This is a genomic window from Methanobrevibacter filiformis (genome assembly GCF_001639265.1).
In the GTDB taxonomy this organism is placed as follows: domain Archaea; phylum Methanobacteriota; class Methanobacteria; order Methanobacteriales; family Methanobacteriaceae; genus Methanacia; species Methanacia filiformis.
This window is the reverse complement of the sequence record NZ_LWMT01000131.1, coordinates 1-2,011: the sequence shown is the minus strand read 5'-3', so window position 1 is coordinate 2,011 and position 2,011 is coordinate 1. Positions and strand designations below refer to the sequence as shown.

Genomic DNA, 2,011 nt, shown 5'->3' with positions numbered 1-2,011 from the left:
TAGTCACAGTAATAGTATAAGTAATAATATCACCAATATTCGCTGATCCAGTAGTGTTAGAAACCTTAACAACACTCACATTAACATTATTACTCACATTAATAGTTTCATTATCTGATCCATTATTGGTGTTAGTGTTATTCTGATCCACAGTCACACTCGCAGTGTTAGTAACCGTACCATTACCAATAATAACAACAGTAATACTCAAAGCAACACTCTCACCAGCACCAAGAGACCCAATAGACCAAACACCAGTAACATTATCATAAGAACCATTACTACCTACAAAACTCAAAACAGTAGCATTCAACAAATCAGTCACATATACACCAGTAGCATTACCAGAACCATTATTAGACACAATAATAGTATAAGTAATAACATCACCAATATTCGCTGACCCAGTAGTATTAGAAACCTTAACAACACTCACATTAACATTATTACTCACATTAATAGTTTCATTATCAGACCCATTATCCACATTAGTGTTATTCTGATCCACAGACACACTCGCAGTATTAATAACTGTACCATTACCAATAATAACAACAGTAATACTCAAAGCAACACTCTCACCAGCACCAAGAGACCCAATAGACCAAACACCAGTAACATTATCATAAGAACCATTACTACTTACAAAACTCAAAACAGTAGCATTCAACAAATCAGTCACATATACACCAGTAGCATTACCAGAACCATTATTAGACACAATAATAGTATAAGTAATAACATCACCAATATTCGCTGATCCAGTAGTGTTAGAAACCTTAACAACACTCACATTAACATTATTACTCACATTAATAATTTCATTATCTGATCCATTATTGGTGTTAGTGTTATTCTGATCCACAGTTACACTCGCAGTATTAATAACTGTACCATTACCAATAATAACAACAGTAATACTCAAAGCAACCGTTTCACCAGCACCTAAATCACCAATAGACCAAACACCAGTAACATTATCATAAGAACCATTACTACCTACAAAACTCAAAACACTAGCATTCAACAAATCAGTCACATATACACCAGTAGCATTACCAAAACCATTATTAGACACAATAATAGTGTAAGTAATAACATCACCAATATTCGCTGACCCAGTAGTATTAGAAACCTTAACAACACTCACATCAACATTATTAGACACATTAATAGTTTCATTATCAGACCCATTATCCTCATTAGTGTTATTCTGATCCACAGACACACTCGCAATATTAATAACTGTACCATTACCAACAATAACAACAGTAATACTCAAAGCAACCGCTTCACCAGCACCTAAATCACCAATAGACCAAATACCAGTATTATTATCATAAGAACCATTACTACCTACAAAACTCAAAACACTAGCATTCAACAAATCAGTCACAAACACACCAGTAGCATTACCAGAACCATAATTAGACACAATAATAGTATAAGTAATAATATCACCAATATTCGCTGATCCAGTAGTGTTAGAAACCTTAACAACACCCACATTAACATTATTACTCACAGTAATAGTTTCATTATCAGACCCATTATCCACATTAGTATTATTCTGATCCACAGACACACTCGCAGTATTAATAACTGTACCATTACCAATAATAACAACAGTAATACTCAAAGCAACCGTTTCACCAGCACCTAAATCACCAATAGACCAAATACCAGTATTATTATCATAAGAACCATTACTACCTACAAAACTCAAAACAGTAGCATTCAACAAATCAGTCACATATACACCAGTAGCATTACCAGAACCATTATTAGTCACAGTAATAGTATAAGTAATAATATCACCAATATTCGCAGTGCCAGTAGTGTTAGAAACCTTAACAACACCCACATTAACATTATTACTCACAGTAATAGTTTCATTATCAGACCCATTATTGGTGTTAGTATTATTCTGATCCACAGTCACACTCGCAGTATTAATAACTGTACCATTACCAATAATAACAACAGTAATACTCAAAGCAACACTCTCACC

1 protein-coding gene is annotated in these 2,011 nt (G+C 33.7%); it reads right to left on the bottom strand.

The genetic code is table 11. The annotated features are described in order from the left end of the window. Window positions 1–2,011, bottom strand: a 2,011-nt coding sequence (locus MBFIL_RS04170; RefSeq protein ID WP_157078648.1) for a beta strand repeat-containing protein, incomplete at both ends; no start/stop codon positions are given.